The organism is Pantoea sp. SIMBA_079 (assembly GCF_046940275.1).
Classification (GTDB): domain Bacteria; phylum Pseudomonadota; class Gammaproteobacteria; order Enterobacterales; family Enterobacteriaceae; genus Pantoea; species Pantoea borealis.
Window position 1 is genome coordinate 87,959 of the sequence record NZ_JAWRYR010000008.1, and the last position, 26,011, is coordinate 113,969.

Here is a 26,011-nt window from a genome sequence, read left to right on the forward strand (position 1 = left end):
TGTCTTTATGGTACTGCGTCAGGGGCGGACTGAACAGGGCAGGGGACAGGCGGCGGGATCCAGGCTCGCGTAAAGTCAAACCAGCCCAGCGCGGTCAGGTGTACACCCTCCACGCCCGGTGGCGCCAGTACCTGATAACGGTAGTTAAACAGCGGCAGCAGATAACCTTCGCTCATCAGCGTATGAAAAAGTTGCTGAACGGCAGACGAACGCACGCCATCATCTGGCTCACAGGCGATTTGCTGAAGCGACTGGCGGAAGCTGTCACGCAGCGGCTGCCACAGCCGGTCCTGCTCCAGCCAGTTCAGCAGGGTGAACTGCGGCGCGTCACCAATCAGACGATCGCCCATGACAATATCCGCTGCCGTAAGATCCTGCTCGCTGTTCCAGCTTTTTACCTCATGAAATACGCAGGTCAGCTCACAGCCGTGTGAGGCCAGCAGCCTAACCAGCGCCTCCGCCATTACGTGCAGCTCAACCGGCAGGTGGTAATGCAGGGTCAGGCGCGCAGGCAGGGCAACGGGTTCCGTCCCGGTCTGCGGAACCGGCCAGCCGGGCAGCAGCCACTGACTTGGCGTAATTAATCCTTCTGCCAGCGGCAGCTGGCGGATCACATCGCTGCGCTGGATCAGCGCAATCAGCGTCCGGGCCTGAGCCGCGCTGAAACGCAGTGAAGGGTGGGTGGCCAGATAGCAGAAGCCGCGGCTGATACTGCGATCTACCGGCCGCAGCTGCTGCAGCTCGTCAGCATTACCAATCGCAATCTGTACCGGATGACGGCAGCTGTTGCCCTGTTCCGGCATAAACAGGGTGGGCGTGATCCAGTATTCAATACGCTGGATCAGCGCGCGCTGCAGATGCCAGCGCGCATAGCTCTCCAGCCGCAGCAGCGTCGGGGTAAATTGAATCAGTTGCCAGGGGCCGCTGCCAGTTTGCGGGCTGTCGGGATGCGGCAGCAGACAGAACTGGTGAGCCAGCCGCTGCGGCAGCCAGTAGTCGGGCTGATGCAGCCGGATACGCAGCGTGAGCGGATGCGGGGCGTCAATCTGCGCAACGCTGGCAAGCAGCACGCGTCCGCTGGCGCTCCGGATAATCTGCTGCAGTACCGCTGCCAGCTGTGCGGCATACATCGGGTCGCCGTTATGCCAGCTAAGCTGCGGACGCAGCCAGAAGCTCCAGTTCAGTCCGCTGCTGTCGTGCTGCCAGTGATGCGCCAGGTCGCCACTGACGCGGTTGTTTTCAACGCGCGTCAGGCCGGAGAAAATCTGCCGGGCCAGATGCTGCTCCGCGCGACCGAGAGGCTGCAGAGGTGCCGGGAAGGCGAGCGTGCGGTAATAAGGAATGCGCAGTACCGGCGTACGATCCTGCCAGTGCCCGCCCATCAGTGGCTGCAGCAGCTGCAGCAGACGTTCCGGCGGCAGGTCAAGCGTCTGCAGCATCTGAACCGGTTCGCCCGCCAGCAGCTGGCGGTTAAGCAGCTGCTGGCGTAGCGCCTCAGGTGTGATCAGAAACTGCAGCTCTCCCTGCTTACCGCGCCCCGGCTGGCTTTCCCAGCGGATCCAGCCCGCCTGCTGCCATTTTTTCAGCAGGGTACGCGCATGACGTTCGCTGCAGAAACAGCGCTGAGCCAGCATGGCAACGCTTAAGCGCTGCGTCTCCCCCTGGCTGGCGTGCCACAGCCGCTGAAACTGGCTGACACGATGAAGTTCGCGCATAGTTAAACCCGGAACAGTTTTCAAAAAGTATTCACTATTCGTTCCGTAATTACCAGGCGATAGTAAAAGGCATCCCCCGACAGGAGTACAGGCATGGCTCGTCTTGCAGCATTTGATATGGACGGCACGCTGTTGCTGCCCACGCATCAGTTAGGTAAAGAGACGCTGGAAACCCTGCACGCGCTGCAGCAGCGCAATGTGATTCTGGCCTTTGCCACCGGCCGTCACCTGCTGGATATGCAGGTGATCCGTACACAGATCACGCTGCCTGCCTGGCTGATAACCGGTAACGGCACGCGTATTCATGACCCGCAAGGTAATCAGCTTTATGGCTGCGATCTGCCAGCAGAGGTCGCAGAACAGGTCATGAGAACCCCCTGGAAAACACCCGCCTCCATTCATCTGTTTACCGATGAGGGCTGGTTCACTGATAAGCCGCTGCCCGGCGCGCTGGAGGCGCACTCGCTGAGCGGGTTTAGCTATCAGCTGTGCGATCTGCAGCAGATGTCCGGAGACAACATCACCAAAATCTGCTTTATCGCACCCCATGAGATGTTACTGGCGCTGCAGGAAGAGCTGCAGCAGGCGCTGGGCGCACGTGCCAGTATCTGTTTTTCTGCCTGGGACTGTCTTGAGGTTCTGCCGACAGGCTGCCATAAAGGCGCGGCGCTGACGCGGTTGTGCGAACACCTCGATCTGCCGCTGGCGGAGTGTATGGCCTTCGGGGATGCGATGAACGATCGCGAGATGCTGGAGCGGGCAGGTAAAGGTTTTGTTATGGGCAACGCCATGCATCAGCTTAAAGCCGCGCTGCCGCATTTGCCGGTTATCGGCCATTGCGAGACACAGGCGGTGTCTCATTATTTAAATCACTGGCTGACAACGCCCCACCTTGATTACTCCCCCCAGGGCTGAGTCTTGCCGTGAACCGGACCGGAAGTCCGGTTTTTTTATTGCAGCGCCTGCAGCCAGGGCTGAATATCGCCAATCTGCGCCGCGACCCACGCCGGATTGTAATAGGTGTCGGGATAGCGCTCACCGCTGTCGCAGAGCAGCGTCACCAGCGCACCCCGTTCACCGCTGGCACGCATGCGCTTCGCGACCTGCATCATACCCCAGAAGTTGGTCCCCGTTGAGGCGCCGGGCCGCCGCCCGAGGATCTGTTCCAGTCGCAGCATGGCTGCCAGCGTTGCGCCATCGGGGACTTTGAGCATTTCATCGATCACGTCGGGCAGAAAAGAGGGTTCAACGCGCGGGCGACCAATGCCCTCAATCAGGCTGCCGCGCGCATTGCGCAGGCTGCTGTCACGGCTGTGCCAGTAGTCAAAAAACACGGAGTGCTGCGGATCAGTGACCAGCAGACGGGTGGGGTAGCCCTGATAACGAATATAGCGTCCCAGCGTGGCAGAGGTACCGCCGGTGCCGGCGCTCATGATCAGCGTATGGGGCACCGGAAACGGCTCATGTGCCATCTGACGAAAAATACTTTCTGCAATATTATTATTGCCGCGCCAGTCCGTCGCACGTTCAGCATAGGTAAATTGATCCATAAAGTGACCGTTCAGTTCACGCGCCAGGCGCTCCGATTCTGCGTAGAGCTGGCACGGATCGGCAACAAAATGGCATTCGCCTCCATAGAAGCGAATCATCTCAATTTTACGCTTTGCGGTGCTGGCCGGCATAACCGCGATAAACGGCAGGCCGAGCAGCCGGGCAAAGTAGGCTTCCGATACCGCGGTGCTGCCGGATGACGCTTCGATAATCGGGGTTTTTTCACCGATCCAGCCATTCGCCAGTCCATACAGGAACAGCGAACGCGCCAGGCGATGTTTCAGGCTGCCGCTGGGGTGCGTGCTCTCATCCTTAAGATAGAAAAAGATGCCCGGGAAATCGTCCAGCGTAAAGCGGATCAGGTGTGTGTCAGCCGAGCGCTGGATATCAGCGTTAATCTCATTAATGGCGTGGCGGATCCAGGGCGTTTGCATGACAATTCTCTCCGGTTTTTATTGCCGCCAGTGTACGGCACGGGCAGGAAAAAGAGGTTGCTAAAACCAGGGTATAATCAGCGGTTCAGAGAAAATTTTTCTCCGGTGAGGCGTGATGATAGATAAAATTGACCGTAAGCTGCTGGCCCTTCTGCAGAAGGATTGCACGCTCTCGCTGCAGGCGCTGGCGGAGGCCGTGAATCTGACCACCACGCCCTGCTGGAAGCGCCTGAAAAAACTTGAAGATGATGGCATCATCCGGGCGCGCGTGGCGCTGCTGGATGGTGAAAAACTTGGTCTGTCACTGACCGCGTTTATGCTGATCAAAACCCAGCAGCACAGCAGCGACTGGTTCAGGCAGTTTGTCGCCGTGGTGGAGCCAATGCCGGAAGTCATGGCCTTCTACCGTATGGCCGGCGAGTATGACTATCTGCTGCGAATACAGGTTGCGGATATGAAGAGCTACGACGCGTTTTATAAGCGGCTGGTGAATGGCGTGCCGGGCCTGATCGATGTCACCTCCAGCTTTGCGATGGAAGAGATTAAATATTCAACCGCGCTGCCCGTTGTGCCCTGAAGCGTAAATAAAGAGAGAGATTGTGCGATTATTCAGCCAGCTTAGTTGGTATTTCCTGCGTGAGTGGCGCCGCTATGCCGGTGCTGTTTGCCTGCTTATTATTATCGCGTTACTGCAGCTGATCCCGCCGCACCTGGTGGGCGTTATTGTGGATGGCGTCACGCAGCAGCAGCTCTCTGCCAGGCAGATTATGCTATGGATCGGCGTCATGCTGCTCACCGCGGTTATTGTTTATCTGCTGCGCTATGTCTGGCGCGTGCTGCTGTTTGGCGCCTCGTATCAGCTGGCGGTTGAACTGCGCGAGGATTTTTATCGTCAGCTGAGCCGGCAGCATCCTGCGTTCTATCTGCGTCATCGCACAGGCGATCTCATCGCACGCGCCACCAATGATGTGGACCGCGTGGTGTTTGCGGCGGGGGAAGGGGTGCTGACGCTGGTGGACTCACTGGTCATGGGGCTGGTGGTACTGGCGGTAATGAGTACGCAGATAAGCTGGCAGCTTACGCTGCTGGCGCTGATCCCGATGCCCTTTATGGCGCTGGCGATCCAGAAAGATGGTTCGCGACTGCATCAGCGCTTTAAAGTCGCGCAGGCGGCGTTCTCAAGCCTGAACGATCAGACGCAGGAGAGCCTGACCAGTATCCGTATGATCAAAGCGTTTGGCCTGGAAGATCATCAGTCGCAGCAGTTTGCTGACATCGCCAGCGATACCGGACGTAAAAATCTGCATGTGGCGCGGGTGGACGCGCGATTCGATCCCATTATCTATGTGGCCGTTGGGTTCTCTAATCTGCTGGCGATCGCCGGCGGCGGCTGGATGGTATGGCACGGTACTCTGACGCTGGGCCAGCTCACCAGCTTTGTGATGTATCTCGGACTGATGATCTGGCCGATGCTGGCGCTGGCGTGGATGATCAATATCGTGGAGCGCGGCAGTGCGGCCTGGAGCCGTATTCGTGCGCTGCTGGCTGAAGCGCCGGCCGTGGTTGATGGCACTCTGGCGTTACCGCCTGAGCCGGCTGCGCTGCAGCTCGCCATTGACGCCTTTCACTACCCGGGTACAGAAAATGCCGTACTGCAGAATATTCATGCGCAGCTGCAGCCGGGGCAGATGCTGGGATTATGCGGCCCCACCGGCTGCGGCAAAAGTACGCTGCTCAGTCTCATTCAGCGCCACTTCGATGTCGATCGGGGCGGGATCTGCTACGGCGAGCTGCCGCTGGTGCAGCTGCAGCTTGACAGCTGGCGCAGCCGCCTGGCAGTCGTCAGCCAGACGCCGTTTCTGTTTTCTGACAGCGTGGCAAACAATCTGGCGCTGGGACGCCCCGACGCCACGCAGCAGCAGATTGAGCAGGCAGCAAAAATGGCCTGCGTGCATGAGGATATTCTGCGTCTGCCGCAAGGCTATGAGACAGAAGTCGGAGAGCGCGGCGTTATGCTTTCGGGCGGACAGAAGCAGCGTATTGCGATTGCCCGGGCGCTGCTGCTGGAGGCGGAGATCCTGATTCTGGATGATGCGCTTTCTGCGGTAGATGGGCGTACTGAACATGACATTCTGCATAACCTGCGTATCTGGGGGCAGAACCGCACGGTGATTATCAGCGCGCACCGCCTCTCAGCGCTAACCGAAGCGAGTGAAATTCTGGTACTGCAGCAGGGGCGCATTGCGCAGCGTGGCGATCATGACCAGCTGGCGGCGCAGCCGGGCTGGTATCGCGATATGTACCGCTATCAGCAGCTGGAAGCGGCGCTGGATGATGATGAGAGTGAAAGCAAAGATGAAACCGCAACAGGAGCGCAGCATGGCTAAGTCGCAGCGGCTGTGGCCGACGCTGAAACGGCTGCTGGCCTACGGAAAACCCTGGCGCCGTTCACTGTGGCTGGCAACCGGCATGCTCTGGCTGGCCGCCGCCGCCGAGGTGACCGGCCCGGTGCTGGTCAGCTATTTTATCGATCACCTGATTGCCAGACATCAGATGCCGTGGGGCATTGTGGCGGGATTACTGGTGAGCTTTATTATGCTGCAGCTGATGGCAGCGGCGCTGCACTATTTTCAGGCGCTGCTGTTTAACCGGGCGGCAATCGGGGTGGTGCAGCAGCTGCGCGTTGATGTCATGAACGCGGCGCTGCGCCAGCCGCTGAGCGCATTCGATACCCAGCCGGTAGGGCAGATTATTTCGCGCGTCACTAATGACACCGAGGTGATCAAAGATCTCTATGTCACTGTGGTTGCCACCGTGCTGCGCAGTGCCGCGCTGATTGGCACGATGCTGGTCGCCATGTTTTCGCTCGACTGGCGTATGGCGCTGGTGGCGCTGGTTATTTTCCCACTGGTGCTGACCGTGATGCTGATCTATCAGCGTTACAGTACGCCGATTGCCCGCCGGGTTCGCAGCTATCTGGCGGATATCAACAACGGCTTTAATGAAGTGATCAACGGCATGAGCGTGATCCAGCAGTTTCGGCAGCAGGCGCGCTTTGGTGCACGGATGAGCGAGGCGAGTCGTGCCCACTATATGGCGCGCATGCAGACGCTGCGACTGGACGGATTTTTGCTGCGTCCGCTGCTTAGCCTCTTTTCTGCACTGATTTTGTGCGGTCTGCTACTGCTGTTCAGCTTTGCTTCCCCCGGCGCCTTTGAGGTCGGCGTGCTTTACGCCTTCATCACCTATCTGGGCCGGCTGAATGAGCCGCTGATCGAACTGACCACGCAGCAGTCGATGCTGCAGCAGGCGGTGGTATCGGGTGAGCGCATATTTGAACTGGTTGATGCGCATCAGCAGGGGTATGGCAGTGAGAGTGCCCCGCTGCGCTCCGGAGACATTGCGCTGCGCGACGTCAGTTTCGCCTACCGCGATGACCGCGACGTGCTGAGCAACATCACCTTCAGCGTGCCGTCGCGCGGCTTTGTGGCGCTGGTCGGACATACCGGCAGTGGCAAAAGCACGCTGGCAAACCTGCTGATGGGTTACTACCCGTTAAAACACGGAATAATCGAGCTGGACGGTCGTCCGGTTTCTTCGCTCTCGCACGACGCACTGCGCAACGGCATTGCTATGGTACAGCAGGATCCGGTCGTGCTGGCCGATACGCTGCTGGCTAATGTGCAGCTGGGGCGTGCGATCCCTGAAGCCCGGGTATGGCAGGTGCTGGAGAGCGTGCAGCTTGCTGCGCTGGCCCGTGCGCTGCCGGACGGTATTCATACCCGGCTGGGGGAGCAGGGCAATACGCTGTCAGTGGGACAGAAACAGCTGCTGGCGCTGGCCCGCGTGCTGGTCGCGCCGCCGCAGATCCTGATCCTCGATGAAGCCACCGCGAACATCGATTCCGGCACTGAGCAGGCCATTCAGCAGGCGCTGCGCACCCTGCGCCAGCACAGCACGCTGGTGGTCATTGCGCACCGGCTCTCGACGATTATGGAGGCGGAGCAGATTCTGGTGTTGCATCGTGGCCATATCGCGGAGCGCGGGACGCATGCAGAGCTGCTGGCGCAGCAGGGCCGCTACTGGCAGATGTATCAGCTGCAGCAGGCAGGTGAACAGCTGGCGGCGGGCGCACCTGCCTGAATTGCACCTTTTTTGTTCATGCTGACCCGCTCCTCCTTCACTTCTGCACCGCTTTAATGCCCTGAGCACCAAAGAGGTGCAGGCTCCGCACCCTTCATTCAGCCCGGCAGTATTGCGCCGGGCTGAACCTGCACCGCCAGCGCAATAACAGGCGTTTTGCATTTCTGGCACACCCTTTGCTTCAACCACTGCGTATACATCGTGCAGTTGTGTTTAATCCGGAGGGGACGTATGAAGCTGGTTACCGTGGTAATCAAACCATTCAAGCTGGAGGATGTCCGCGAGGCGCTATCCTCCATCGGCATTCAGGGACTGACGGTATCTGAAGTTAAAGGTTTTGGCCGCCAGAAAGGGCATGCCGAACTCTATCGCGGGGCTGAGTACAGCGTTAACTTCCTGCCAAAAGTAAAAATTGATATTGCGATTGCAGATGACCAGCTGGATGAAGTGGTTGATGTCATCAGTAAAGCGGCCTACACCGGCAAAATTGGCGACGGCAAAATCTTCGTCGCTGAGCTGCAGCGGGTGATACGTATCCGTACCGGTGAAACTGACGAAGCGGCGCTCTGATCCGGGTTCTGACTTGAGATGGGATGAAAAGAATGAAAAAAATGATGATGAAACTGGGCCTTGCCAGCCTGGCGCTGTTACCCACTCTGACGCTGGCTGCTGCCCCTGCGGTCGCGGATAAAGCGGACAACGCCTTTATGATGATTTGTACCGCGCTGGTACTTTTTATGACGATCCCCGGCATCGCGCTGTTTTATGGCGGCCTGATCCGCGGCAAAAACGTCTTATCCATGCTCACACAGGTTGCCGTTACCTTTGCCCTGGTCTGCGTATTATGGGTTGTGTATGGCTACTCGCTGGCGTTCAGTGAGGGCAACGCCTTTTTCGGTAACTTCCAGTGGGTGATGCTGAAAAACATTGAGCTGAAAGCCGTGATGGGCAGCTTTTATCAATATATTCACGTCGCGTTTCAGGCTTCATTTGCCTGTATTACCGTCGGGTTGATCGTAGGCGCACTGGCAGAGCGTATTCGCTTCTCAGCGGTGCTGATTTTTGTCGGTGTCTGGCTGACGCTCTCTTATCTGCCGATTGCGCATATGGTCTGGGGCGGCGGTTATCTGGCGCAGGATGGCGCGCTGGATTTTGCCGGCGGCACTGTAGTGCATATCAACGCCGCTGTTGCGGGTCTGGTGGGCGCTTATCTGGTGGGTAAACGTGCAGGTTTTGGCAAAGAAGCGTTCAAACCGCATAACCTGCCCATGGTGTTTCTTGGCACGGCCATTCTCTACGTCGGCTGGTTTGGTTTTAACGCCGGTTCTGCTTCATCAGCTAATGAAATTGCTGCGCTGGCGTTTGTGAACACCGTCGTTGCCACCGCAGGTGCCGTACTCTCCTGGGTCTTTGGTGAATGGGCGCTGCGCGGTAAGCCCTCGCTGCTGGGTGCCTGCTCGGGCTTTATCGCCGGCCTGGTTGCCATTACGCCAGCCTGTGGCTACGTGGGCGTCGGTGGCGCACTGATCATTGGTCTGGCGGGCGGGCTCGCGGGCATCTGGGGCGTCACGACGCTGAAAAGATGGCTGCGCGTTGATGACCCCTGCGATGTCTTTGGCGTGCACGGCGTGTGCGGCATCCTCGGCTGCATTCTGACCGGCGTCTTCGCCTCCGGCTCACTGGGTGGCGTTGGCTATGCGGAAGGCGTCACTATGGGGCATCAGGTCTGGGTCCAGATCTTCAGCTGTATCGTGACCGTAGTCTGGTCCGGTGTGGTGGCCTTTATCGGCTTCAAGCTGGCGGATGTGATTGTCGGCCTGCGGGTACCGGAAGAGCAGGAGCGTGAGGGTCTGGATGTAAACAGCCACGGCGAAAACGCGTATAACCAGTAAGCTGAAACCGAAGAAAAGGGGCGTTCGGATCGCCCCTTTTTTTATGCGTCGCGCTGACGCATGACGCCTTCCTGCACCGTGGTTGCCACCAGCGTGCCGTCCTGCGTATAGAACTCGCCGCGTACAAAGCCACGTGCGCCAGAGGCAGACGTGCTCACCACGCTGTAAAGCAGCCATTCTGAGAGATCAAACGGGCGGTGAAACCACATAGAGTGATCGATCGTGGCCACCTGCATATCGGCTTCCAGAAACCCTTTGCCATGCGGCTGCAGCGCCACCGGCAAAAAATTGAGATCGGAGGCGTAGCCCAGTACATATTGATGTATGCGAAGATCGTCGGGCATCTGACCATTGGCGCGCAGCCAGACCTGGCGCACCGGCTCAGCTACGTGGCCCTTTAACGGGTTGTGGATCTGCACCGGACGAATATCCAGTGGCCGCTCAGCAAGAAATTTCTCTTTCAGCTTCAGCGGCAAATGCGCGGCAAGTTTTTGTGCCAGATCGCGTTCGGAAGGCAGTTCGTCCGGTCCGGGTACTGCAGGCATGCTGTTCTGATGCTCAAACCCGGTTTCAGGGGCCTGAAATGAGGCAGTCATATAGAAAATAGGCTGGCCATTCTGTACTGCACTGACGCGGCGCGCGCTGAAGCTTTTGCCGTCGCGCAGCGTTTCAACATCATAAATAATCGCTTTATGGCTGTCGCCGGGACGCAAAAAATAGCTATGAAATGAATGGATAATGCGATCTTCCGGCACCGTCTGTTTGGCGGCATAGAGCGCCTGGCCCACAACCTGACCGCCAAACACCTGACGCAGACCGAGATCTTCACTCTGCCCGCGGAACAGGCCCTCTTCCAGTTTTTCCAGATTTAACAGCGTAAGCAGGTTAGTCAGCGCCTGACTCATAGTCATGTCCTCATCAGCAGATATGGCGCAAGTGTGAAAGATCCGACCAGTTTGCGCAACGGGTTTGCGCTGATTTCTGGTGACGGGCGACGGGTCAGGCGCAATGCGGATTTCTGTGCCAGAATTAAGAGCAATCGGCGGTTGAAATACCCGTTAAACAATTAACCGCCGACAATCATAGTGTTCATAAGGAGACGACATCGATGAAACTCTGGCAGGTTATTAGCGGTATGACACTGGCTGCGGCTATTACAGGGTGTGCTGACCACAGCAAACCGGTTCCGACACCTACGCTCGGCTCGGCGGTTGCCGGCCAGCAGTCGGCTATCAAGCAGCCTAACGTAAGTGGTTCTGTTTATATCCGTCAGCGCATTGCGCTGCCGCCGGATGCGGTACTGACTGTGACGCTGGCAGACGCGTCGCTGGCAGATGCGCCTTCTAAAGTGCTGGCACAGCGTGCCGTACGTACCGAAGGCAAACAGTCACCTTTCCAGTTTATTCTGCCCTTTAATCCGGCAGACATTCAGCCAGATGCACGCATTTTGCTGAGCGCAGCTATCACCATGGATGGCAAACTGGCGTTTGTAACCGATACGGTGAAGCCGGTTATCACCCAGGGCGGTACCAAAGCTGAACTGCTGCTGGTGCCGGTAGCCAATCGCGCGATGCCAACCCAGCCGGGTGCCGCTACCACGGTTCCGTCGACATCACCCACTCAGGTAACGCCATCCGCTTCAGTGCCGGCTCCGACCAGCCTGTAACCTGCAGTATCAGCGGGCCTGTCCTGGGCCTGCTGATCAAATTTTCCAGCGATAACGTGCCATATCAATCTCACCCTCCTCACTGACGTTTACCCCTTCTGCCTCCAGCGCCTCACGCTGACGCCGCAGGTCGTCGCCCTGCAGAGAAATATGTCCGTGTCGGTTAACAACGCGATGCCAGGGCAGCGTGCTCCCGGGCGGCAGACGGCGCAATACGCCCCCAACCTGACGAGCCGCCCGCGGCGAACCCGCCAGTAAGGCAATGTCACCATAGGTGGTCACCTGACCACGCGGTATCGCTGCCACAATGTGCCAGACGCGCGCGGGAAAATTTAGCGAATCATTCATCATTCAGTGTAATAAAAAAGAAAGCGGAAGCAGGGGAGTGAACAGCGGCTGCCTGTTCAAGAAAACAACGGTTGTCTGGCTTACCCTTGCAATTGCACAGGCGTTCGCTGATAATGCCCCCGCTCCCGATAAGGGGGCACTCAATGGAGGCCCTGTTGGTTCTCCCGCAACGCTAACTTGTGAACTCGGTCAGGTCCGGAAGGAAGCAGCCGCAGCAGGCGACGCGTGTGCCGGGATGTAGCTGGCAGGGCCTCCACCCATTTCAGGCCATCAAATAGCCACGCCTGCCCAGGGCATTCCGGCACTCCTTTGCCTTATTCCGGTTTTACTGCCCGGCAACAGAAGCAGCGTCACCTAACGAACATATTTCCACACAGAACCTGGTACTTTATCGTAAAGTTTGTTCATGGTCAGTTCAGCAAGACGATGATCGGCCGCTGAATAGAATACTGCCAGTTCACTGTCCGGTAATTCATACTTATTTTTTTCGATGACCCGCTCAAGGGTGTCAATTGAACGACAACGACGCAGGCGCATCAAATAGTCGGTCTTGGTCAGGATTTGATTGCTCATGAAAAAAATATTCTCACTCTGATGCTAAAAGGAATGGCTCGGTTGCTGAAGATAAGCACACTCTTCGGCAAAAATATTAAATAAGCGCTTAGCGGAGCGCTGCCAGCGCTGAAGATCCTTTGCATTGATACTGTAACTGCTAAAAAGCATAAAGGTATCATCAAGATATTCGTCAATTTGTGAAATCAGCGACTCATCTTCCGTATGCTTAATTTTGTAATTCATGGTGAAAGAAGCAATATGCTCAATAAAATCGTTGAGCTGTAAATTAGCTGAAGAAGCAGGATCGTTCACCCAGTCGCGATGATTTTCGCTCAGGGTAGCCATGCTCTCGTCATACAGGTTTTCACACAAGAATTTAAGCTGGGCAATATCATGCCGTTTCGGTGAGTATTCGTCCATCTTTTTCCCTCCATAGCGAGCACAGGAGCCGCAGCGCGGCGAGTTTTAAAAGAGCTACCAGGGAGCGATCACGAATAAAAATAATTCAGCGACCTGTTAAATGTAATCCACAATCATTAGTTTTGCTCACCTCAATTACTAAATATTACAATTCATCAGCAGGCGAGAGACGCGAATTGTCAATCACATCAAACACCAGTGCTCCGGGCTTTACATGGAATCTGACTTCTTCATGTCGGGTAAAGGTTTCGTTCAAATCCAGACAGGGGTTAAATAGATCCCAGGAAAATTCATAAAGCATTTTAAAACTATCTGAATTAACAGCTTTAATAGAAATGACCTGAAAACTTTCGGGAACTAATTGGGCATTCTGCGAATACCAGCCTAACTCACCGGCCAGTGCTTCCGCTATTTTAAGAATATTCCCCTGAATGATGCTGCGAAGTTTGTCACAGTCATGTTCACCTGTCGCAACGTTCGCATTAATAATAGCCTGCATAGCGTATCCCGTAAAAAAGATCGTAACGCTATCATTGAGTCTTGCTGGTGGTAATGCAAGCAGGTCGTTAATGTTAACGGCGATTATTGCAATGGGCCGTATCATCAGCTCATCTGCCCGATGAAGCCACTTTCAGCAGCGATCAATTTTTGAAACACTTCTTTGTACATTCTTTGCCGGTAAACCCGTTACCATATTGTTATGTTATAACGTAATGGTAAAGGCTATGCGTAACAGCGGTATATTACTTTCCGTCGGCAGACGTCTGATGGTTGTCATGATGCTCATCACTGTGCTGGCGCTCTGTCTCCTCTGGGGGATCAGAGCATGATTCATTTTAATCAGCTGCATGTCGGATACCGCGGGCAGGCGATAACAGCAATTCCCGACGGAGAACTGACTGCGGGCAGCATGACAGCACTGACCGGCGCAAACGGCAGCGGAAAATCAACGCTGCTGAAGACGCTGGCGGGTGTGATAGCACCCGTTTCCGGCTCCTGCCTGATCAGCGTGCCTGCCAGCGCCATTGGCTGGCTGCCACAGCGCAGTGAGCTGGAAATACGTTTTCCGCTTACGGTGTATGAACTGGTGGCTACCGGCTGCTGGCCACGCTGCGGCTGGTTTGGCGGCCTTAACCGGGCGCTGCGCAAAGAGATTGACGCTGCGCTGGACGCCGTACAGATGCGGGCATTTGCTGATGCGCAGCCTGCCATGCTATCTGGCGGCCAGCTGCAGCGGATCCTGTTTGCCCGGCTTCTGATGCAGCAGAGCCGGGTCTGGCTGCTGGATGAGCCTTTCAGCGCTATTGATGCATCTACCGTTACCCTGCTGATGGCCCTGCTCCGGCAGCAGCAGCAGCAGGGCACGACGCTGCTGGTGGTCCTGCACGACAGACCGCTGGTCAGCCGTTACTTCAGCGCAGAGTTATCGCTGGACCGCACGACGACGAGCGCGCAGGTGACATCATGACGCTGCTGCAGCCTTTCATTGAATTTGGCTTTATGCGTCGGGCGCTGGTGGCCTGTATTGCGCTGGCGCTGAGCGCTACTCCACTGGGCGTGTTTCTGTCGCTGCGCCGTATGAGCCTGATAGGCGATGCGTTATCACATGCGATATTACCCGGTGCGGCGATAGGCTATCTGCTCTCAGGTCTGTCGCTGGTGGCGATGGGCGCAGGCGGACTGCTGGCGGGGCTGATCGTGGCACTGCTCTCCGGTGCCGTCAGTCGCTACACCCCGTTAAAAGAGGATGCCAGCTTTTCCGGATTCTATCTTGGCTCGCTGGCGCTGGGTGTCACGCTGGTTTCGCTGCGCGGCTCCAGCGTGGATCTGCTGCACGTGCTGTTTGGTTCGCTGCTGGCGGTGGACAGTCATGCACTTATTCTGGTAGCCGCTATCGCCGCGTTCACGCTTCTGACGCTGGCGCTGATTTTCCGGCCGCTGGTGATTGACGCCTTTGATCCCGATTTCCTGCGGGTGCAGAACCGCTGGAGCGCACCGCTGGTACAGGGACTGTTTCTGCTGCTGGTTGTACTCAACCTGGTCGCTGGCTTTCAAATTCTGGGCACGCTGATGTCAGTCGGGCTAATGATGCTGCCCGCTATCAGCGCCCGCTTCTGGAGCCGGCGGCTCACTCCGCTGCTGTTTATCGCTGTGCTGCTGGCCATCGCTGCTGCATTAAGCGGGCTGATGCTCTCCTGGTACTACTCGCTGCCTGCCGGTCCAGCCGTGGTGCTGAGTGCGGCCGGGCTGTTTCTGCTCTCTGTTCTGACAGGGCCATGCGGCGGCGTGCTGCGCCGTCGTTAATACAATGATAAGGGGATACACATGAAGTTTGTTGCACTGAGTCTGTTAACCAGCGCGATGCTGGTTAGTCCGTTCACGCAGGCCAATACTATCAATACCGTAGCCAGTTTTACCGTGCTGGCCGATATCGTAAAGCAGGTTGGCGGCGATCATGTGCGAGTTACTTCGCTGGTCGGGCCGGATGGCGACCCGCACACCTTTGAGCCTTCGCCACAGGATAGTCAGGCGCTGGCGCAGGCCAGCGTGGTATTTGTCAGCGGTCTGGGTCTGGAAGGGTGGATGGATCGTCTGATCACGGCTTCAGGCTACCGCGGCGATGTGGTCGTGGCATCCAGCGGCATCAGCACGCGTACGATGGAAGAGGAGGGCAGCACCGTCACCGATCCGCACGCCTGGAACAGTCTGCAGAACGGTGAAATTTATGCGCGCAACGTGATGCAGGCGCTAATGAAAGCCGATCCGCAGGACGCCGCAGACATTCAGCGCAGCGGCGAGCGCTATATCCAGCAGCTGCAGCAGCTCGACAGCTGGGCTAAATCCGCGTTTGACGCCGTACCGCGCAGCGCGCGCAAAGTTCTGACCAGCCACGATGCGTTTGGCTACTTCGGACAGCGTTATGGCGTTACCTTTCTGGCACCGGTGGGCTTCTCCACGGAAGCAGAGGCCAGCGCCAGCGACGTCGCGCAGATTGTTCAGCAGCTCAGGCGTGAACATATCCGTCGCTACTTTATTGAAAACCAGACCGATCCGCGCCTGGTTAAACAGATTGCTCGCGAATCAGGCGCAGAGCCCGGCGGCGAACTCTATCCGGAGGCGCTCTCTGCTGCCGGTGGTCCGGCTGCGACCTATACGGCAGCGTTCAGGCATAACGCAGAAGCAATGCTGAAAAGCATGCAATAAAAAAGCCGGGGAGCATCCCGGCCAAACTCTCACAACACATCAGCGCTTTTTCTTTCTTCCCTGAACCGCTTTGAAACGTGGGTTGGATTTGCAAATCACATAGATACGGCCTTTACGTCGTACCACTTTGCAATCCCGGTGGCGGGTTTTAGCCGACCGAAGTGAACTCACGACCTGCATCGTCTTACTCCTTTATTTCGTGCGCGTCAGGAAGCTGCCAAAACGCTTATTGAAGCGCGCCGCGCTGCCCTCTTTGGCAAACTCTTTTTGTTTACCGGTATAGTAAACGTGCGATTTTGAGGAGACATCCAGCGTCACGTAGGGCAGAACTTCGCCTTCAAACTCTATGGTACGTTCAGTCTTGATGGTTGATCCCACTTTAAAATACTCATCAGCGGTGGTGTCATGGAACAGTACCGGACGGTAGTGCGGATGGATATCAGGCTTCATGTGAAAGCTCCTATGTAATGTTATAATATAACAATATTATGCGCCCGTTATCGCACGATTGCAACCCGCATCAGGCAGCATAAAAAAAGGCCGCATCTGCGGCCTTTTTCATTAAGGAGTCACTCAGTGTTTCGCTTGTTCCGCTGGATGATGCCCCTCTTCCAGATCTGCTTTATGCTTGCTGAAGCGGCGACGCACCACCACGAAGAAGACCGGCACAAAGAAGATTGCCAGCGCGGTAGCGGTAACCATGCCGCCCATTACGCCGGTACCGACTGCGTTCTGCGCACCGGAGCCGGCACCGCTGCTGATTGCCAGCGGCAGTACGCCGAGGATAAACGCCAGTGAGGTCATCAGAATCGGGCGCAGACGCATACGTACCGCTTCCAGCGTCGCTTCCACCAGACCTTTGCCCTCTTTATCCATCAAATCTTTCGCAAATTCGACGATCAGAATGGCGTTCTTGGCGGAAAGACCTATCGTGGTCAGCAGTCCGACCACAAAGTAGACGTCGTTACTGAGTCCGCGCAGGGTGGTGAAGATCAGCGCACCAATGACACCGAGCGGCACGACCAGCATGACCGAGAACGGAATAGACCAGCTCTCATAGAGTGCCGCCAGACAGAGGAAGACCACAATTAGCGAGATAGCATAGAGCGCCGGAGCCTGATTACCTGACAGACGTTCCTGATAGGACATGCCGGTCCAGTCGTAGCCAATACCGGTTGGCAGCTTCGACGCCAGCTCCTCCATCATATCCATCGCATCACCCGAACTCTTGCCCGGTGCAGCCTGACCAAGGATCTCCATGGAAGGCAGACCGTTATAACGCTCCAGACGCGGCGAGCCATACTGCCATTTTGCAGAGGAGAAGGCGGAGAAAGGCACCATATTGCCGGCGCTGTTACGCACATACCATTTGCCAATGTCATCCGGCAGCATACGCGCATCCGCTTTACCCATAACGTACACTTTCTTCACGCGACCGCGATCGATGAAGTCATTGACGTAGGATCCCCCCCAGGCGGCACCCAGCGTAGTGTTGATATCAGAGAGCGATACCCCCAGCGCCTGCGCTTTTTCCTGATCGATAATCAGCTTGTACTGCGGCGTATCTTCCAGGCCATTCGGACGTACGCCAACCAGCGTATCTGAATGCTGGGCAATCATGCCAAACAGCTGGTTTCGCGCTTCGGTCAGCTTTTCATGGCCCAGGTTGCCCTGGTCAATCAGCTGGAAGTCAAAACCGGTAGCGTTACCCAGTTCGATAATAGCCGGCAGGTTGAACGGGAAGACCATGGCATCTTTAATCTGACCCAGCGCACCCATGGCACGCCCGGCAATGGCCGGTACTTTCAGATCGGCGCTGCCACGCTCATCCCACGGCTTCAGGCTGACAAACGCGATACCGGTGTTCTGGCCACGGCCGGCAAAGCCAAAGCCGTTGACGGTGAACACGGAATTTACGCTATCTTTCTCTTTAGTGAGGAAGTAATCGGTCACCTGATCCAGCACTTTCTGGGTGCGTTCCTGGGTCGCACCGGCTGGAAGCTGCGCCTGTGCCAGTAACAGTCCCTGATCTTCTTCCGGCAGGAAGGAGGTTGGCAGCTTCAGGAACAGCCACGCCATGCCAAGAACAATGACCAGATAGATCACCAGATAGCGGCCGGTACTGCGGATAATATGGCTGACGCTATCGACATAGTGATTGGTACTTTTGTCGAACATGCGGTTAAACCAGCCGAAGAAGCCGGTGGTTTTACCATGCTCACCTTTTTTAATCGGTTTCAGCATGGTGGCACAGAGGGCAGGGGTGAGGATCAGCGCGACCAGAACCGACAGCGCCATCGCCGAAACGATAGTAATCGAGAACTGACGGTAGATAACCCCGGTCGAGCCACCAAAGAACGCCATGGGAATAAACACGGCAGAGAGCACCAGCGCGATACCAACCAGCGCGCCCTGAATCTGCTCCATGGAGCGTTTGGTCGCCTCTTTCGGCGGCAGTCCCTCTTCCGCCATCACGCGCTCAACGTTCTCGACCACCACGATGGCGTCATCCACCAGCAGGCCGATAGCGAGCACCATACCAAACATCGTGAGCGTGTTAATGGAGTAGCCAAAGGCGCTGATGATAGCGAAGGTACCCAGCAGCACCACCGGTACGGCGATGGTCGGGATTAGCGTGGCGCGGAAGTTCTGCAGGAACAGATACATTACCAGGAACACCAGCACAATCGCTTCAAACAGCGTTTTAACCACTTCGAAGATCGAGATTTTTACAAACGGCGTGGTGTCATACGGATAGACAGTCTTCATGCCTGACGGGAAGAACGGCTCCAGCTTACCCAGCTCGGCTTTCACCGCTTCTGCCGTATCCAGAGCGTTAGCCCCGGTAGCCAGCTTGATACCGATACCGGATGCAGGCTTGCCGTTATAGCGGGCAATAACCTCGTAGTTTTCACCACCCAGTTCAATTTTTGCCACGTCGCGCAGGCGCACCTGCGAACCATCCTGGTTCACCTTGAGCATGATGTTGCCAAACTCATCGGTTGAGGTCAGACGGGTCTGGGCAATGATAGAAGCGTTGAGCTGCTGGCCAGGTACCGGCGGCGTACCACCGAGCTGACCGGCGGCAACCTGGGTGTTCTGCGTCTGCAGTGCGCTGATCACGTCAACCGGCGTCAGCTGGTAATTGTTCAGCTTATGCGGATCGAGCCAGATGCGCATTGCATACTGCGCACCAAACACCTGGGTATCACCTACACCGGTGGTACGGCTGATAGGATCTTTGATGTTAGACGCAACATAGTCCGCAATATCGTTCTGCGTCATGCTGCCATCATCACTGACAAAACCCGCTACCATCAGGAAGCTGCTGGAGGATTTTTTAACCTGAATCCCCTGTTGCTGTACTTCCTGCGGCAGCAGCGGCATCGCCAGCTGCAGCTTGTTCTGCACCTGCACCTGCGCGATATCCGCGTCGGTGCCGGACTGGAAGGTCAGCGTCAGCGTCAGCGTACCGGATGAGTCACTGCTCGAGGACATATACATCAGCCCGTCGATGCCGTTCATATTCTGTTCAATAACCTGCGTAACAGAATCCTGCAGCGTTTTTGCATCCGCACCCGGATAAGAGGCCTGGATCTCAACCGCCGGTGGCGCAACATTGGGATATTGCTCAATCGGCAGGCTGATGATCGACAGCGCACCCGCCATCATAATAATGATGGCAAGCACCCAGGCAAAAATGGGGCGATCGATAAAGAACTTAGCCATGTATCAACGGCTCCTGTTATGACGATGATTTGGCAGACTGAGATTCCTGGGCTGCCTTAGCATCATCTGAGACCTCTTTTGGCGTAACCTGCGCACCCGCTTTAGCACGCTGAATACCGACGGTAATCACGCGGTCGCCCTCTTTCAGACCATCGGTAACCAGCCATTTGTCACCAAATGCCTGATTTGCAGTGATCTTACGTACTTCTACTTTGTTGTCTGCGCCGACGACCATCGCGCTGGCATCGCCGGTTGGCGTACGGGTCACGCCGGTTTGCGGCACCAGCAGTGCAGTAGGGTTCACGCCTTCATCCAGACGGGCACGCACAAACATACCCGGCAGCAGACGGTTATCCGGATTCGGGAAGATGGCACGCAGCGTAATCGAACCGGTGGTTTCATCGACGGTGACATCGGAAAACTCCAGCGTCCCTTGCTGTTTGTAAGGGCTACCATCCTGCATCAGCAGAGTGACGTTAGCTTTACCATCGGTCTGTTTCAGCTGACCCGCTTCCAGTTCGGCACGCAGGCGCAGAAAGTCGTCGCTGGACTGCGTCACATCTACGTACATAGGATCCAGCTGCTGCACGGTCGCGAGCGCGTTAGTCTGACCATTGGAGACCAGGGCACCTTCCGTGACGGACGATTTGCCGATACGACCGCTGATAGGTGACGTCACTTTGGTGTAGGCAAGATTAATACGGGCGGTTTCAACGTTAGCCTGAGCAGCCTGCACGGCAGCAGCCGTCTGCGCGGCAGTTGCCGCAGCGTTATCATAATCCTGCTGACTGATATATTTGGTGCCGAGCAGCGGCTTGTAACGTTTAATGGTGAGCTGTGCTACGCGGGCATTTGCCTGCGCCTGAGCTAAATCGCCTTTGGCACTGTCGTAAGCCGCCTGATAGGTAGCAGGATCGATCTGATACAGCGACTGGCCCGCTTTAATATCACTGCCTTCAACAAAATTACGCTTCAGAATGATACCCGACACCTGAGGACGGACTTCTGCAACGCGAAACGCAGAAGTGCGTCCGGGCAGTTCAGTAGTGACCTTCAGGGGTTCAGCTTTTAAGGTGACCACCCCGACTTCCGGCGGCTGCTGCTGTTGCTGGCCGGCTTGCTGAGATTTATCACCATCACATCCTGTTAACAAAAAGCTGCCTGAAAGCATCATGGCGGCCGCCAGAGGCACTAACCCTCTGTTTTTATTCATAAATAAAACCTCTAGTGTCCGATATCAAATGATCAATGGATCACAAACCGATAAACCCATTGCTGCGTTAAAACACGGGTCATGCTATGGTACATACATTCACAAATGTATGTAAACTTGCCAGTTTGTAAAAACAGCTCCCTATGGCACGAAAAACCAAAGCGCAAGCACTTGAAACGCGTAATCAAATTCTTGATGCCGCATTAGCACACTTTTCTGAACAGGGTGTTGCCGCCACGTCGCTGGCTGATATCGCCGCAGCGGCTGGCGTCACGCGCGGTGCCATTTACTGGCACTTTAAAAATAAAGCCGATCTGTTACAGGAAATCTGGCTGCGCTGCGACGCCGGGCTGGACGATGTGGAACTTGAGTATCAGACAAAATATCCGGACGATCCACTTTCTGTGATGCGTTCGATGCTGATCTATATCCTTGACGCCACGGCAAAGGATGCACAAAGACGCGCACTTATGGAGATTATCTTCCATAAATGCGAGTTTGTGGGTGAAATGTCAACGCTGGTGGCGATGCAGCAGGGCTTGCTGCAGGCGTGTTATGATCGCATTGAAACCGTGCTGCGCAGCTGTATTGAGGCCGGACAGCTGCCCGGTGCGCTGAATACCCGTCAGGCAGCCCTGCTGATGCGCGGCTATATCAATGGCATGATGGAGAGCTGGCTGTTTAACCCGGAGAGCTTTGACCTGGCAGCGGAAGCGCCGCAGATTGTTGACGCGTTTCTCGATATGCTGCGGCTGAGCCCGACGCTGAGCACGCGTTAATCTGCGTGCGCGGCGGCCAGCTTCTGTTCATAGTCGCGCCGGACGATCGCCAGTGCGGCCAGCACGGTTGCAGGCGGCACCTGGTTCTCCTCCAGCAGCTGAATCAAATCTACCGCAAGCTTAATCTCATCCGGTGCGCGCTCAAGCGACATACTCTCTCTCCTATATCCGTAGTTTTATGACGACCAGCAGCATCAGCACTGCGCCAGCCAGGGCGGCAGCCACGCTGGCGACATGCAGCGTGCCGATCCCGCCATTCATAAAGTAGGTGGCAATGTAACCGCCTATCAGCGCGCCTATCGCTGCCAGAACCAGTCCGGGGATCATCCCGCCGGCCCTGCCGGGCAGCAGCAGGTACCTGAGCCAGCCCACGACTAGGCCCGTCACAATCCAGATCATCAGCGTCACCGGTTCCTCCTTCTGACGTATGCGTTAAGTATAGAAGCGCGACGCTACGCCTGCGCAGCGGGCAGATCGAGCTGATAAAGCGCAGCGCGACAGCGGTTTAACCGCGCCTGCAGCTGCTCTACTTCCCGCATCAGCTGCTGCTGTACGCTCAGGGTTTCTGCCTGCGCAAGATGCGCCTCGCGCTGCCGCAGCATGGCCAGTAGCCGCGTTTCGTACCCCAGATACTCGGTGCGTTTCTGCTGGCGCGCATCATGACGCGGTCGCTCCCGCCACGGCCGCAGCTGCTGGCTTTCGCATTCGCGCTGAAGCGCTGCCAGCTGATCCAGCACACGCTGCGCCAGCCACTGCTGCTGCACTGCGCCGTGCTGTTTTTGCTGCAGATGCTGCAGATTCTGCTCCAGCTCCTGCAAATAATCCCTCAGGCGGGTGCCTTTCGTATGAAACAGCGCGGTATCAAAGCGCGGCACTCTGCAGGCCCCGTCCGGCTGCTGTGCTATACGCTGGCGCAGCGTTTCAACAATTTTTTGCAGTCGCTCAGGCGCGGAAAGAAGAGGCATCACTTTGGTTCCATGGTAACGTAAAGGCATATTGAGTATTCAGGCATCTGGCATGCAGCGTTTTTTACTGTTAAGCCTCGGCTGGCTGGCGATAGTGCTGGGCACGCTGGGCATTGTATTACCTTTACTCCCGACAACGCCATTTGTGTTACTGGCGGCCTGGTGTTTTGCCCGTTCATCGCCGCGCTTTCACCACTGGCTGCTGTGGCGTTCACCTTTTGGCCGCTATCTGCGCCACTGGCAGCGTCACCGCGCTATGCCGCCAGGCGCTAAAGGACGGGCAATCCTGCTGATTGTCATCACCTTTGCATTTTCTCTCTGGCTGGTGAAGCTGTTGTGGTTGCGTCTGCTGCTGCTGGTGTTATTAGCGATACTGCTGCTCTTTATGTGGCGTATTCCGGTCGTGGCAGAAGAGACAACGCAACATTAACCGCGTCAGGGTTGCATTTAGGCCGCCGTTTGCATAGATTTGGGCATCTTCGTGCGTAGCTTCCCTCTGTGAAACGACTTCGCTTAACCCGGTCTCCGGGTATTGGCGCTGTTAAAGCTGCGCGTTTTAGATATTTTTCCAGGCGTAACCTTTATGACCGCAACTGCGCAGCAGCTTGAACTGATCAAAAACAGCATCAAAAGTATTCACGACTATCCGAAGCCGGGCATTCTGTTCCGCGACGTTACCAGTCTTATGGAAGATCCGCAGGCCTATGCTGCGGCGATCTCAATTCTGGTGGAGCGTTATCGTGACAAAGGCATCACCAAAGTGGTGGGTACAGAAGCGCGCGGCTTCCTGTTTGGTGCGCCCGTGGCGCTGGGGCTGGGCGTCGGATTTATACCGGTGCGTAAACCGGGCAAGCTGCCGCGTGAAACCTGGCAGGAGCGCTATGAGCTGGAGTATGGTACTGATGCGCTGGAACTGCACAAAGATGCCATCAAGCCCGGCGACGTTGTGCTGGTGATTGACGATCTGCTGGCCACCGGCGGCACGATTGAAGCAACGGTAAAACTGATCCGCCGTGCAGGTGGTGAAGTCAGCGACGCCGCGTTTGTGATTAACCTGTTCGATCTCAGCGGCGAAGCGCGCCTGACAGCGCTGGGCGTTAACTGCTACAGCCTCGTCAGCTTCCCCGGCCACTAAGGCCTGCTGCGCTCTGCTGTTTCGCGGAGCGCAGTGCTTATCCTCGCTCACTCCTTTGCCGCCTGCGCCTGCCGACACGGCTATAGGCATATTTCGCTGTGGCTGGTAAACTACTGCCCAAATACACAGGGTTTGCGAAGCTGCATTTTTTCCCTTTTTCTGACGGTGGCTGCCGGCTGATGGCCGCGCTGCTGTGCCAACTCAATACAATCCAGTGACCACATCCACATGAGCTATCAGGTACTTGCGCGAAAATGGCGTCCCCAGGCCTTCGCAGACGTAGTGGGTCAGGAACATGTGCTGACTGCGCTCGCCAACGGGTTATCACTGGGACGTATTCATCATGCCTATCTCTTCTCCGGCACCCGCGGCGTAGGGAAAACCTCTATTGCCCGTCTGCTGGCAAAAGGATTGAACTGCGAAACCGGTATTACCGCCACGCCCTGCGGGAAGTGCGATAACTGCCGGGAAATTGAGCAGGGCCGCTTTGTTGATTTAATCGAAATCGACGCCGCTTCCCGTACCAAAGTAGAGGACACGCGCGATCTGCTGGACAACGTGCAGTACGCGCCGGCACGCGGTCGCTTCAAGGTCTATCTGATCGACGAAGTACATATGCTGTCGCGCCACAGCTTTAATGCGTTGCTGAAAACGCTGGAAGAGCCGCCGTCCCACGTTAAATTTTTACTGGCCACTACCGATCCGCAGAAGCTGCCAATCACTATTTTGTCGCGCTGCCTGCAGTTTCATCTGAAAGCGCTGGACGTTGAGCAGATTCAGCAGCAGCTGAGCTATGTGCTGGAGCAGGAGCAGATAGCAGCAGAGCCGCGTGCACTGCATCTGCTGGCGCGCGCCGCCGATGGCAGTATGCGTGACGCGCTGAGCCTGACCGATCAGGCGATTGCCAGCGGGCAGGGCAGCGTCACGCGCGAGACCGTTGCGCAGATGCTGGGCACGCTGGATGATGAACAGCCGCTGGCGCTGATTGAAGCGCTGGTGGAAGGCAGCGGCGAACGGGTGATGGCGCGTCTGAATCAGGCCGCTTCGCGCGGTGTGGAGTGGGAAGCGCTGCTGGTTGAAATGCTGCGTCTGCTGCACCGTATCGCGATGGTACAGCTGCTGCCCGGCTCCCTTAATGATGAAGAGTTCAGTGAAGCGCAACGTCTGCGTGAGCTGGCGCGCACGCTGCCGCCCGCTGATGTACAGCTCTACTATCAGACGTTGCTGATGGGGCGCAAAGATCTGCCGCTGGCACCCGATCGGCGGCTGGGTGTGGAAATGACGCTGCTGCGCGCGCTGGCTTTCCATCCACAGGCTACACTTGCTGAACCGGTGGCGCGTCCCTCGCTGGCGCCTCAGGCGGCACCGCAGGTACCTGCCGCCGCCCCGGCTGAGCAGCCCGCTGCGGCTACGCAACCGCAGATGGCACCGCCTGTTGCACCGGCTACACAACCGCAGATGGCACCGCCCGCTGCACCGGCTCCCGCAGAACCGCAGGCACCGCCTGCCGGCAATCTGCCGGACACCACCAGCCAGCTGCTACAGGCGCGTACGCAACTGCTGCGTCAGGGGGCAGGTAAAGTAAAAAAGAGTGAGCCGGCAGCGCGTCCCGCGCGGCCGGCAAATCAGGCGCTGGAGCGCCTGGCAACGGTTACAGAGCGCGTGCAGCAGCGCACGCCTGAGGCCGCAAGCGCGCCGGTAAAACCAGAAGCGTACCGCTGGAAAGCGCAGCAGCAGAGTGAGGTGAAAGCGGAGCCGGTCGCGACGCCAAAGGCCTTGCGTTCAGCGCTGGAGCATGAGAAAACGCCAGAGCTGGCCGCCCGGCTGACAGAGGAAGCGCAGCAGCGTGATGCCTGGGCCGCTGAAATTGCCCGGCTGACGCTGCCAAAGCTGGTGCAGCAGGTAGCGCTTAATGCGTGGAAAGAGCACCATGAACAGCGTGTGACGCTGCACCTGCGCAGCAGCCAGCGACACCTTAATTCTGCGACAGCACGGCAGGCTATTCAGGCTGCGCTAAGCCAGGCGGCGGGTCAGGAGGTTGAACTGACCATCGTGGAAGATGATAATCCGGCGGTGCTGACGCCGCTGGAGTGGCGACAGGCCATCTATGAAGAGAAGCTGGCGCAGGCGCGCCAGTCGCTCGCAAGTGATACCCACATTCAGATGCTGCAGCAATTTTTTGATGCCGATCTGGATGAAGAGAGTATCCGACCCGTATGATCACGCTGTCGCGCAGACGTTGCGCGCAGCCCCAGCAGAGAG

The 26,011-nt window shown here is 56.9% G+C and carries 28 protein-coding genes, 1 other RNA gene and 1 other annotated feature; of the genes, 15 read left to right on the forward strand and 14 right to left on the reverse strand.

What is annotated here, in order from left to right; all coding sequences use genetic code 11:
• Positions 1 to 5: 5 nt before the first annotated feature.
• A complete protein-coding gene (locus SB719_RS12205) occupies positions 6 to 1,715 on the reverse strand; it encodes an SgrR family transcriptional regulator (RefSeq protein WP_412159265.1) in 1,710 nt (569 codons plus the stop codon).
• 93 nt (positions 1,716 to 1,808) lie between these two features.
• Between SB719_RS12205 and cof the strand changes: the two genes are divergently transcribed.
• Positions 1,809 to 2,630 (forward strand): HMP-PP phosphatase, encoded by an 822-nt coding sequence (gene cof, locus SB719_RS12210; RefSeq protein ID WP_412159266.1) that lies wholly within the window; start codon positions 1,809 to 1,811, stop codon positions 2,628 to 2,630.
• A 35-nt stretch (positions 2,631 to 2,665) separates the two neighbouring features.
• Here cof and SB719_RS12215 read toward each other — a convergent pair whose 3' ends face one another.
• Entirely contained in the window at positions 2,666 to 3,700 is a 1,035-nt protein-coding gene (locus SB719_RS12215; protein WP_065649939.1) for a PLP-dependent cysteine synthase family protein, read from the reverse strand.
• A 115-nt stretch (positions 3,701 to 3,815) separates the two neighbouring features.
• Between SB719_RS12215 and SB719_RS12220 the strand changes: the two genes are divergently transcribed.
• The 5 genes from SB719_RS12220 to amtB all read left to right on the forward strand — a co-directional run bounded on the left by SB719_RS12220 (position 3,816) and on the right by amtB (position 9,735).
• Entirely contained in the window at positions 3,816 to 4,277 is a 462-nt protein-coding gene (locus SB719_RS12220) for an Lrp/AsnC family transcriptional regulator (RefSeq protein WP_065649938.1), read from the forward strand.
• Between the two features lie 22 nt (positions 4,278 to 4,299).
• Positions 4,300 to 6,087: a SmdA family multidrug ABC transporter permease/ATP-binding protein gene (locus SB719_RS12225; protein WP_314687972.1), complete on the forward strand. Its 1,788-nt coding sequence runs from the start codon at positions 4,300 to 4,302 to the stop codon at positions 6,085 to 6,087.
• Positions 6,080 to 7,843, forward strand: a complete 1,764-nt coding sequence (locus SB719_RS12230) for a SmdB family multidrug efflux ABC transporter permease/ATP-binding protein (protein ID WP_412159267.1) — start codon at positions 6,080 to 6,082, stop codon at positions 7,841 to 7,843. The genes SB719_RS12225 and SB719_RS12230 overlap by 8 nt, the downstream gene beginning before the upstream one ends.
• Positions 7,844 to 8,074: 231 nt before the next feature.
• Complete coding sequence (gene glnK / locus SB719_RS12235) at positions 8,075 to 8,413, forward strand: P-II family nitrogen regulator (RefSeq protein ID WP_003850469.1); 339 nt, start codon at positions 8,075 to 8,077, stop codon at positions 8,411 to 8,413.
• 32 nt (positions 8,414 to 8,445) lie between these two features.
• On the forward strand, positions 8,446 to 9,735 hold the full coding sequence (gene amtB / locus SB719_RS12240; protein WP_065649935.1) for an ammonium transporter AmtB: 1,290 nt from the start codon (positions 8,446 to 8,448) through the stop codon (positions 9,733 to 9,735).
• A 41-nt stretch (positions 9,736 to 9,776) separates the two neighbouring features.
• On the opposite strand, the gene tesB is transcribed toward amtB, so the two are convergent.
• Positions 9,777 to 10,640 carry an acyl-CoA thioesterase II gene (gene tesB, locus SB719_RS12245; RefSeq protein WP_304232098.1) on the reverse strand — a complete coding sequence of 288 codons (864 nt, stop codon included), beginning with the start codon at positions 10,638 to 10,640 and terminating at the stop codon, positions 9,777 to 9,779.
• A gap of 203 nt (positions 10,641 to 10,843) precedes the next feature.
• Here tesB and SB719_RS12250 point away from each other — a divergent pair, with 203 nt between their 5' ends.
• A complete protein-coding gene (locus tag SB719_RS12250; protein WP_065649933.1) occupies positions 10,844 to 11,401 on the forward strand; it encodes a YbaY family lipoprotein in 558 nt (185 codons plus the stop codon).
• Positions 11,402 to 11,437: 36 nt separating this feature from the next.
• Here the strand turns inward: SB719_RS12250 and SB719_RS12255 are convergent, their stop codons facing one another.
• Positions 11,438 to 11,749 carry an MGMT family protein gene (locus SB719_RS12255; RefSeq protein WP_304232100.1) on the reverse strand — a complete coding sequence of 104 codons (312 nt, stop codon included), beginning with the start codon at positions 11,747 to 11,749 and terminating at the stop codon, positions 11,438 to 11,440.
• Between the two features lie 153 nt (positions 11,750 to 11,902).
• Between SB719_RS12255 and ffs the strand changes: the two genes are divergently transcribed.
• An RNA gene (gene ffs / locus SB719_RS12260) (signal recognition particle sRNA small type) lies at positions 11,903 to 11,999 on the forward strand.
• A 104-nt stretch (positions 12,000 to 12,103) separates the two neighbouring features.
• On the opposite strand, the gene SB719_RS12265 is transcribed toward ffs, so the two are convergent.
• The 3 genes from SB719_RS12265 to SB719_RS12275 form a co-directional block, all read right to left on the reverse strand.
• Positions 12,104 to 12,322, reverse strand: a complete 219-nt coding sequence (locus SB719_RS12265; RefSeq protein ID WP_065649931.1) for an HHA domain-containing protein — start codon at positions 12,320 to 12,322, stop codon at positions 12,104 to 12,106.
• A 24-nt stretch (positions 12,323 to 12,346) separates the two neighbouring features.
• A complete protein-coding gene (gene tomB / locus SB719_RS12270; RefSeq protein WP_039383003.1) occupies positions 12,347 to 12,724 on the reverse strand; it encodes an Hha toxicity modulator TomB in 378 nt (125 codons plus the stop codon).
• Positions 12,725 to 12,869: 145 nt separating this feature from the next.
• Positions 12,870 to 13,223 (reverse strand): hypothetical protein, encoded by a 354-nt coding sequence (locus SB719_RS12275; RefSeq protein WP_293006400.1) that lies wholly within the window; start codon positions 13,221 to 13,223, stop codon positions 12,870 to 12,872.
• 327 nt (positions 13,224 to 13,550) lie between these two features.
• Between SB719_RS12275 and SB719_RS12280 the strand changes: the two genes are divergently transcribed.
• The 3 genes from SB719_RS12280 to SB719_RS12290 are packed head-to-tail and all read left to right on the forward strand — an operon-like array spanning position 13,551 to position 15,928.
• Positions 13,551 to 14,192 (forward strand): metal ABC transporter ATP-binding protein, encoded by a 642-nt coding sequence (locus SB719_RS12280; RefSeq protein ID WP_065649929.1) that lies wholly within the window; start codon positions 13,551 to 13,553, stop codon positions 14,190 to 14,192.
• Positions 14,189 to 15,028, forward strand: coding sequence for a metal ABC transporter permease (locus SB719_RS12285; RefSeq protein ID WP_065649928.1), 840 nt, complete (start codon positions 14,189 to 14,191; stop codon positions 15,026 to 15,028). The genes SB719_RS12280 and SB719_RS12285 overlap by 4 nt, the downstream gene beginning before the upstream one ends.
• A gap of 21 nt (positions 15,029 to 15,049) precedes the next feature.
• Complete coding sequence (locus SB719_RS12290; RefSeq protein WP_304232108.1) at positions 15,050 to 15,928, forward strand: metal ABC transporter substrate-binding protein; 879 nt, start codon at positions 15,050 to 15,052, stop codon at positions 15,926 to 15,928.
• Between the two features lie 39 nt (positions 15,929 to 15,967).
• Here the strand turns inward: SB719_RS12290 and ykgO are convergent, their stop codons facing one another.
• From ykgO to SB719_RS12310, 4 genes are all read right to left on the reverse strand, one after another.
• Positions 15,968 to 16,108 carry a type B 50S ribosomal protein L36 gene (gene ykgO / locus SB719_RS12295; protein WP_071668939.1) on the reverse strand — a complete coding sequence of 47 codons (141 nt, stop codon included), beginning with the start codon at positions 16,106 to 16,108 and terminating at the stop codon, positions 15,968 to 15,970.
• Positions 16,109 to 16,120: 12 nt separating this feature from the next.
• On the reverse strand, positions 16,121 to 16,378 hold the full coding sequence (locus tag SB719_RS12300) for a type B 50S ribosomal protein L31 (protein ID WP_039383008.1): 258 nt from the start codon (positions 16,376 to 16,378) through the stop codon (positions 16,121 to 16,123).
• A gap of 123 nt (positions 16,379 to 16,501) precedes the next feature.
• On the reverse strand, positions 16,502 to 19,657 hold the full coding sequence (locus SB719_RS12305) for a multidrug efflux RND transporter permease subunit AcrB (RefSeq protein ID WP_065649926.1): 3,156 nt from the start codon (positions 19,655 to 19,657) through the stop codon (positions 16,502 to 16,504).
• A 16-nt stretch (positions 19,658 to 19,673) separates the two neighbouring features.
• Complete coding sequence (locus SB719_RS12310) at positions 19,674 to 20,870, reverse strand: efflux RND transporter periplasmic adaptor subunit (RefSeq protein ID WP_412159268.1); 1,197 nt, start codon at positions 20,868 to 20,870, stop codon at positions 19,674 to 19,676.
• 143 nt (positions 20,871 to 21,013) lie between these two features.
• Here SB719_RS12310 and acrR point away from each other — a divergent pair, with 143 nt between their 5' ends.
• Complete coding sequence (acrR, locus tag SB719_RS12315) at positions 21,014 to 21,649, forward strand: multidrug efflux transporter transcriptional repressor AcrR (RefSeq protein ID WP_065649924.1); 636 nt, start codon at positions 21,014 to 21,016, stop codon at positions 21,647 to 21,649.
• On the opposite strand, the gene rsmS is transcribed toward acrR, so the two are convergent.
• From rsmS to priC, 3 genes are read right to left on the reverse strand one after another with little or no spacing between them, the layout of a single operon-like run.
• Complete coding sequence (gene rsmS / locus SB719_RS12320; protein ID WP_065649923.1) at positions 21,646 to 21,801, reverse strand: pleiotropic regulatory protein RsmS; 156 nt, start codon at positions 21,799 to 21,801, stop codon at positions 21,646 to 21,648. The two genes, acrR and rsmS, sit on opposite strands and share 4 nt — an antisense overlap.
• Before the next feature lie 10 nt (positions 21,802 to 21,811).
• Entirely contained in the window at positions 21,812 to 22,048 is a 237-nt protein-coding gene (locus SB719_RS12325) for a hypothetical protein (protein ID WP_313066865.1), read from the reverse strand.
• A gap of 53 nt (positions 22,049 to 22,101) precedes the next feature.
• Entirely contained in the window at positions 22,102 to 22,614 is a 513-nt protein-coding gene (priC, locus tag SB719_RS12330) for a primosomal replication protein PriC (protein WP_065649921.1), read from the reverse strand.
• A gap of 52 nt (positions 22,615 to 22,666) precedes the next feature.
• Between priC and SB719_RS12335 the strand changes: the two genes are divergently transcribed.
• The 3 genes from SB719_RS12335 to dnaX all read left to right on the forward strand — a co-directional run bounded on the left by SB719_RS12335 (position 22,667) and on the right by dnaX (position 25,969).
• On the forward strand, positions 22,667 to 23,044 hold the full coding sequence (locus tag SB719_RS12335; RefSeq protein WP_065649920.1) for a DUF454 family protein: 378 nt from the start codon (positions 22,667 to 22,669) through the stop codon (positions 23,042 to 23,044).
• 153 nt (positions 23,045 to 23,197) lie between these two features.
• Entirely contained in the window at positions 23,198 to 23,749 is a 552-nt protein-coding gene (gene apt / locus SB719_RS12340; protein WP_065650499.1) for an adenine phosphoribosyltransferase, read from the forward strand.
• 228 nt (positions 23,750 to 23,977) lie between these two features.
• The gene (gene dnaX, locus SB719_RS12345; RefSeq protein ID WP_314688928.1) at positions 23,978 to 25,969 is read left to right on the forward strand and encodes a DNA polymerase III subunit gamma/tau; all 1,992 of its coding nucleotides are present in this window, start codon (positions 23,978 to 23,980) and stop codon (positions 25,967 to 25,969) included.
• Positions 25,314 to 25,375: a sequence feature (DnaX frameshifting element), on the forward strand. (Overlaps the previous gene by 62 nt.)
• Positions 25,970 to 26,011 lie beyond the last annotated feature (42 nt).